This window comes from Mameliella sp. AT18, assembly GCF_028807275.1.
GTDB classification, from domain to species: domain Bacteria; phylum Pseudomonadota; class Alphaproteobacteria; order Rhodobacterales; family Rhodobacteraceae; genus Antarctobacter; species Antarctobacter albus.
Genome location: NZ_JARAMO010000167.1, coordinates 1 through 7,056, shown reverse-complemented (window position 1 = coordinate 7,056; position 7,056 = coordinate 1). Strand labels below are relative to the sequence as shown.

Annotated in this window: 8 protein-coding genes; 7 read left to right on the top strand and 1 reads right to left on the bottom strand. The window is 65.3% G+C overall.

The window, feature by feature from the left end; all coding sequences use genetic code 11:
• Positions 1-106 precede the first annotated feature (106 nt).
• On the top strand, positions 107-778 hold the full coding sequence (locus PVW46_RS15015) for an orotate phosphoribosyltransferase (protein WP_043139676.1): 672 nt from the start codon (positions 107-109) through the stop codon (positions 776-778).
• 206 nt (positions 779-984) lie between these two features.
• Positions 985-2,472: a replicative DNA helicase gene (locus PVW46_RS15010; RefSeq protein ID WP_043139679.1), complete on the top strand. Its 1,488-nt coding sequence runs from the start codon at positions 985-987 to the stop codon at positions 2,470-2,472.
• 131 nt (positions 2,473-2,603) lie between these two features.
• Here the strand turns inward: PVW46_RS15010 and PVW46_RS15005 are convergent, their stop codons facing one another.
• Complete coding sequence (locus PVW46_RS15005; protein WP_069211494.1) at positions 2,604-3,377, bottom strand: adenosylcobinamide-GDP ribazoletransferase; 774 nt, start codon at positions 3,375-3,377, stop codon at positions 2,604-2,606.
• 119 nt (positions 3,378-3,496) lie between these two features.
• Between PVW46_RS15005 and alr the strand changes: the two genes are divergently transcribed.
• The 5 genes from alr to PVW46_RS14980 all read left to right on the top strand — a co-directional run bounded on the left by alr (position 3,497) and on the right by PVW46_RS14980 (position 7,016).
• Positions 3,497-4,534: an alanine racemase gene (alr, locus tag PVW46_RS15000; protein WP_069211495.1), complete on the top strand. Its 1,038-nt coding sequence runs from the start codon at positions 3,497-3,499 to the stop codon at positions 4,532-4,534.
• Between the two features lie 47 nt (positions 4,535-4,581).
• Positions 4,582-5,313, top strand: a complete 732-nt coding sequence (locus PVW46_RS14995; RefSeq protein ID WP_052244402.1) for an MlaE family ABC transporter permease — start codon at positions 4,582-4,584, stop codon at positions 5,311-5,313.
• A gap of 106 nt (positions 5,314-5,419) precedes the next feature.
• Complete coding sequence (locus PVW46_RS14990) at positions 5,420-6,166, top strand: ABC transporter ATP-binding protein (protein WP_069211496.1); 747 nt, start codon at positions 5,420-5,422, stop codon at positions 6,164-6,166.
• On the top strand, positions 6,163-6,549 hold the full coding sequence (locus PVW46_RS14985; protein ID WP_274576429.1) for a hypothetical protein: 387 nt from the start codon (positions 6,163-6,165) through the stop codon (positions 6,547-6,549). The genes PVW46_RS14990 and PVW46_RS14985 overlap by 4 nt, the downstream gene beginning before the upstream one ends.
• Positions 6,546-7,016, top strand: a complete 471-nt coding sequence (locus PVW46_RS14980; protein WP_274576427.1) for a paraquat-inducible protein A — start codon at positions 6,546-6,548, stop codon at positions 7,014-7,016. The genes PVW46_RS14985 and PVW46_RS14980 overlap by 4 nt, the downstream gene beginning before the upstream one ends.
• The last annotated feature ends 40 nt before the right edge of the window (positions 7,017-7,056 follow it).

Genomic DNA, 7,056 nt, shown 5'->3' with positions numbered 1-7,056 from the left:
GTACAAAACGTACGTTTTGTACAAGACCCGCGGGATGCGATCCCCCCTTCAAAACCGGCGCGCAACGCGCTAATCCGGCGCGACCCAGACAGCCGGAGCACGCGCCATGATCCCCTCGACCTATCCCACCGCCGAAGAAATGGCCCGCCTGACCGCGCGGATGCTCTGGGAAATCGAGGCGGTCAACTTCATGACCGATGAACCGTTCAAGCTCGCCTCCGGCCAGCTGTCGCCTGTCTACATCGACTGCCGCAAGCTGATCTCCTTCCCGCGCATCCGCTCGACCCTGATGGATTTCCTGACCGTCACCGTCATGCGCAACGCAGGCTTCGAGGCCTTCGACAACATCGCCGGGGGCGAAACCGCAGGCATCCCCTTTGCCGCCCTGGTGGCCGAGCGCATGGGCCTGCCCATGACCTATGTGCGCAAGAAACCAAAGGGTTACGGTCGGAATGCCCGGATCGAGGGCGCCATGACCGAAGGCCAGCGCGTGCTGCTGGTCGAGGACCTGACCACCGACGGCGGCTCGAAACTCAGCTTTGTCGATGCCATCCGCGACACCGGCGCCACCTGTGGCCACACGGCGGTGATCTTTTACTACGGCATCTTCCCCGAGACGATCAAAACCCTGGGCGACCACGGCGTAGACCTCCACCACCTCTGCACCTGGTGGGAGGTGCTGGCCGAGGCCCCCGCGAAACATGCCGGCGTCCTGTCCGAGGTCGAGTCGTTCCTCAAGGATCCGCACGCCTGGCGCGCCGCCCGCGCCGAGGGTTAACCACGCGTTAAGCTCTGCAAAGAGCACGTTGCCTGTGGCACACCCACCACAGCCCTGAGTCGTGCCGTCAAGATATTGACGGCAGGGCGCCCCGGCTGGCAATATCATGTGGTGGGGAGCATCCCCGGCTTATCCCCAGAAACATACATTTTGCACCCCGGCGGCTGCGCTTGCTATGCCGCCATCCCGAGCAGTGGGGGAGAAAAATGAACGAGATCGCCACAATCAATCCGACCGGAATCGAGGTCCAATCCGCCGAGACCATGCCCCATTCGATCGAGGCCGAGCAGCAGCTCCTGGGCGCGATCCTGACCGAGAACGACATCTACGACCGCATTGCCGCGATCATCAGCGCGCAGCATTTCTACGATCCCGTGCACGCCCGAATTTTCGAAATCGCCGCGGCACGCATCGCCAAGAACAACCTCGCCTCGCCGGTCACGCTCAAGGCCTTCATGGAGGACGACGAGGGTCTCAAGGAACTGGGCGGCACCGCCTATCTCGCCCGGCTTGCCGGCTCCGCCGTCTCGACCTTCGCGGTGCGCGACTACGCGCAGATGATCTATGACCTGGCCGTGCGCCGTGACCTGATCCGCCTGGGCAAGAACATCTCGGACAAGGCGGCCAAGGTCGACGTGAAATCCGAGCCGCGCGAACAGATCGTCGAGGCGGAACAGGCGCTTTACAAGCTGGCGGAACAGGGTCAGACCGAAAGCGGATTTCAAAGCTTTCTCAAGGCCGTAACAGAGGCGGTTAATGTCGCCAACGCGGCCTACCAGCGCGAAGGCGGGCTTGCCGGCATCTCGACCGGGCTGATCGACATGGACAAGAAGCTGGGGGGACTCCATCCCTCGGACCTTCTGATCCTCGCCGGACGCCCCTCGATGGGCAAGACCTCGCTGGCCACCAACATCGCCTTCAACATCGCCAAGGCCTACCGGAAGGGCGAACGCCCGGACGGCAGCACCGGCGCGATCGACGGCGGTGTCGTCGGCTTCTTCAGCCTGGAAATGAGCGCCGAGCAGCTGGCGGGCCGGATCCTGGCCGAGGCCTCGGAAATTTCCAGCCACAAGATCCGCCAAGGTGACATGGACGAAACCGAGTTCCGCCGCTTTGTCCAGGCGGCCAAGGATCTCGAGGCCTGCCCGCTTTACATCGACGACACGCCCGCCCTGCCGATCAGCCAGGTGGCGGCGCGGTCGCGCCGTCTGAAACGGACGCACGGGCTGGACCTGATCATCGTCGACTACCTGCAACTGCTGCGCGGCACCGCCGACAACCGGGTGCAGGAGATCGCGGAAATCTCGATGGGTCTCAAGGCCATCGCCAAGGAATTGAACATCCCGGTCATCGCCCTGTCCCAGCTCTCGCGCCAGGTCGAAAGCCGCGACGACAAGCGGCCCCAGCTTTCTGACCTTCGGGAATCGGGCTCGATCGAGCAGGACGCGGACGTGGTCATGTTCGTGTTCCGCGAGGAATATTACGCCGAACGGGAAAAACCCTCGGACGACCGGCTGGACGAAATGGCCGCCTGGCAGGAACGCATGAGCCGGTTGCACGGCAAGGCCGAAGTCATCATCGGCAAGCAGCGTCACGGTCCCATCGGCACGGTCGAACTCTCCTTCGAAAGCCAGTTCACCCGCTTCGGCAACCTCGTCAAGCCGTGGCAGCACGGCGACGCGGGCCAGGTGTAATCGAACGACCGTCGGGCAGACCGGCAATCCGACCCGGGACAAGAGGCGTCAGATCCGCCGGGCCGGGTTGCCGAAGGCTGAAAGAGACACCTTCGTGCACCACCTGAAGACCACCCTGCAATGACCTGATATTACACCTGAAACCAGAGAATTGATCCAAGGTAGAACCCGAGTTCTCCGAACAGGACGGACCCACCCAGGCAATCGCCGGTATATCCACCGATCCGCGCCACGCAGACCGCCCGGAAGGCTTGAGCCAGCAGGATCGCCCCGATGAACCCGCAGAGCACAGCGCCGCCGCCCAGCGGCATCAAGACCAGCGCCAGCACCACCAGCGTGCAGGCCAGCGCGACACGATATCCGTCGGGCGTGACCTTGGGGACGAATTTCTGCATCCCCTCGCTGCGGGCATGAACGGTGATCAACGTGACATGCACCGCCGCCATCCGGCCCACCGCATGCGCGGCGATCAGCGCCAGGCAAGCCTGCCCCAGCGACATCCCCGCCAGGAGCGTCAGTTTCAGCCCCAGGACAACGGCCAGCGTCAGGGCGCCATAGGTGCCCAGCCGGGTGTGATCCATGATCTGGATGACCTCGGCCCGGTCTTGGCCCACAGACAGCCCCTCGGCCGCATCGGCCAGCCCGGCCTCGTGAAATCCCGCCGTCGCCAGCAGGGTGGCGGCCAGCGACAGGATCACCGCCGTGGACCAGGGCAGGACGGGCGCCGCCGCCCAAAGCACCAATGCCCCGATCCCGCCCACCAGCGCGCCCACGGCAGGGTGGTATTTCACCGCCCGCACCATCAGGTCGTCCGAGACCGGCAGCCCCCGCGGCACCGGAATACGGGTCAGATAGCGCAGCGCCAGGAGGAACAGCAGACCCTCAAGCCGCAATGCCGCATACATTCCTGCCCCTCCCGCACCGTCCGGAAACCCAGCATAAGCGGCAAAGGCCCGCCGTCCAGCCCGCACACGCGGCGATTTCGCGCTTGACCCTCACCCAGAACCTGAGAAAGACAGCGGGCATGGCTCAGGCACGTCTTACCATCGATCTCGCGGCGCTGCGCGCCAACTGGCGTTCACTTGCCGACATGGCACAGGCCGAGGCCGGCGCCGTGGTCAAGGCGGATGCCTATGGCCTCGGGCTGTCACAGGTCGCCCCGGCGCTGGCCGCCGAAGGCGCGCGGCGTTTCTTTGTCGCCATCGCCGAAGAAGGCGCCGAGTTGCGCCGCATCCTGGGCCCGGGTCCGGAAATCTGCGTCTTTTCCGGCCACATGGCGGGCGATGCCGGGTTGATCCGCGATGCGCAGCTGACCCCGATGATCAATTCCATCGACCAGATGCTGCGCCATGTGGAAAGCCTGCCGGGCCACGGATTCGGCATCCAGCTGGACAGCGGCATGAACCGTCTGGGGATGGAACCCGCAGAGTGGAGCGCGCTGCGCGATATCGCCCTGTCGCAGCATCCTGCCCTCATCATGAGCCACCTTGCCTGCGCCGATGAACCCGATCATCCGATGAATGCCCGCCAGTTGCAGGCCTTCCGCCAGATGACCGACGGGATCGAGGCGCCCCGGTCCTTGTCGGCCACCGGCGGCGTGCTGCTGGGGCCGGATTTTCATTTCGAGGTCACCCGCCCCGGGATCGGCGTCTATGGCGGTCTGCCCTTCGTCGATGCGCGGCCCGTGGCCTTTGTCGATCTGCCGGTGATCCAGGTCCGCGACGTCGAACCGGGCGAAACCGTGGGCTATGGCAACACCTGGACCGCCGAACGTCCGACCCGGGTCGCCACCGTTGCCGCCGGCTATGCCGACGGCATCCTGCGCACCATGAGCCACAAAGCCCATCTCTGGGCCGGTGAAACCCGGTGCGAGGTGCTGGGCCGCATCTCGATGGACCTGATCGGCGTCGACGTGACGGCCGTGGCGGAAACGCCGCAAAGCCTTGAACTGCTGGGCCGTCACCAGAGCGTCGACACACTGGCCGACTGGGCCGGCAGCATCGGCTACGAGATCCTGACCTCGCTGGGTGCGCGTTACGCCCGCACCTACACCGGCGCGTGATCCTGCTGTCGCCCTTCGGCGCGCTGGGGCGCGCCACGCTGGCGCTGATGGCCGTCGTCGGGCGTGTCACGCTCTTTGCTCTGACCGCGCTTAGCCACGTGCTGCGCCCGCCTTTCTATGGCCGCGAACTGGGCCTGGCGCTGTTGAACATCGGCTGGCTCTCGCTGCCGGTCGTCGGGCTGACGGCGATCTTTACCGGCGCGGCCCTGGCGCTGCAGATCTATTCCGGCGGCGCGCGTTTCAACGCCGAGGCGGTGGTGCCCCAGATTGTCGCCATCGGCATGGTGCGCGAGTTGGGTCCGGTGCTGGTGGGCCTGATGATCGCGGCGCGCGTGACATCGAGCATTGCGGCAGAAATCGCCACCATGAAGGTGACGGAACAGATCGACGCGCTGGTCACGCTGTCCACCGATCCGATGAAATACCTCGTCGCGCCGCGAGTGCTGGCCGGGCTGATCGTGGTGCCGCTTTTGGTGGCGGTGGGGGATGTGATCGGCATCTTCGGTGGCTACGCGGTGGCGACCGGATCGCTGGGGTTCAATCCGGCGGCCTATCTCAAGAACACGATGGATTTCCTCGAACCGCTCGACGTGATTTCCTCGCTGGTCAAGGGCTGCGCATTTGGCGGGCTGGCGACGCTGATGGGCTGCTATTTCGGCATGGCCTCAGGCCGCGGCGCCCAGGGCGTCGGCCGCGCCACCAAGGGCTCGGTCGAGGCGGCGGCAGTGCTGATCCTGGCCGCGAACTTCCTGCTGACGGGGGCGTTCTTTTCGCTATGAGCGTCAGCTTGCGCAACCGATTGGCCACCGACCGAGAAAGCGTCTTCGAAGACGCTTTCCAAGCGCGTTCAAACGCGCTTGTCCCAAGCCCCGGGGATGGTGCCTCATGATCGACCTCAGCCATGTCTCCAAGGCCTTCGGCGAAAACCACGTCTTGCGCGACGTGAACCTGACCATCGACAAGGGCAGCTCGATGGTCATCATCGGCGGCTCGGGCACCGGCAAATCGGTGCTGCTGAAATGCATCCTGGGCCTCGTCCCCCCCGACAGCGGCACCATCACGCTGGACGGACAGGACGTGACCAAGGCCGACCGCGACGCCTTACTGGCCCGCTTCGGGATGCTATTCCAGGGCGCGGCATTGTTCGACAGCCTGCCGGTCTGGCAGAACGTGGCCTTTCGCCTGCTGCGCGGGTCGCTCAAGAAACCGCGCGACGAGGCCCGCGCCATCGCGATCGAGAAACTCCGTCGCGTGGGCCTGAAACCCGATGTGGCCGACCGCCTGCCGGCGGAGCTTTCGGGCGGGATGCAGAAACGGGTCGGCCTTGCCCGCGCCATCGCCGCAGAGCCGGAAATCATCTTCTTTGACGAACCGACAACCGGGCTGGACCCGATCATGGCCGGGGTCATCAACGAGCTGATCCGCGAGATCGTGACCGAGATGGGCGCCACCGCCATGACCATCACCCATGACATGACCAGCGTCCGCGCCATCGCCGACCGCGTGGCCATGCTGCACGATGGCGTCATCCAGTGGACCGGCCCCGTGTCACAGCTGGACAGCAGCGGCGACCCTTACGTCGACCAGTTCATCTCTGGCCGCGCCGAGGGCCCGATCGAGGCGGTGCGATGAACGGCATCTTCCAGCCCGATCCGGTGGTTCTTTTCTTTCTCTTCGCCAAGAAGTTCCTCTACCTGGAAGTCCTGGCGATCCTCGCGCTTTTGCGTCTGTTGCTCGGCCGGGGCCTTGCCCAGGGACTGGCGCTGGTGGCGTTCATGATGTCGCTGGCCGGCGTCGCGACGGTCTTTGCGCCCGCTTTCGGCCTCAACAACGGGGTTCTCTACACGACTGCCGCACGCACCATGGCCGAGGGCGGCGGCCTGCCCGTCCTTATCGTGCCCTCCATCATCCTGGGCCTGAGCGGGACGCTGCCCGGTGTCCGGGCCCGCTGGATCGATCTCATACACCTGGCGATGCTGGCCGGGCTCGTGGGTCTGTGGTGGTGGACCTCGTGACAGCGGCCCTGGGGGCCGCGGACTGGCGCCGCCACCTGCGCTGGCTCAACCTCGTGCTGTTCCTCCTGTACCCGATTTCCTGGTTTGCCCCCCTGATGCGTGCCGGGTTGTTGCCGCTGTTCGGCATGAGCGAGATAAGCCTGGTCTCGGGTTTGCAGTCACTTTGGGGTACGGATGTATTCCTGGCGCTGCTGGTGACGCTCTTTGCGCTGGTGGCGCCGCTGATCAAGACACTGGGACTGGCGCTGGTACAGTTCGGCTTTCTGGACAGGCGCGCCCTGCCCGCCCTGAACGTGATCGGACGCCTGGGGATGGCGGATGTCTTTCTGATTGCGCTTTACATCACGCTGGCGCAGGGCATGGGCGTGGGCCGGGTGGAAACCGCCTGGGGGCTCTACCTGTTCACCGGCTGCATCCTTGGATCGGTCGTGCTGGGCCTTGTGGAAAAGTCCCGGCCGTTGGGTTGACCCAACCGGGTCAGGGGGCGCTGCCCCCTCTGGACCTGCG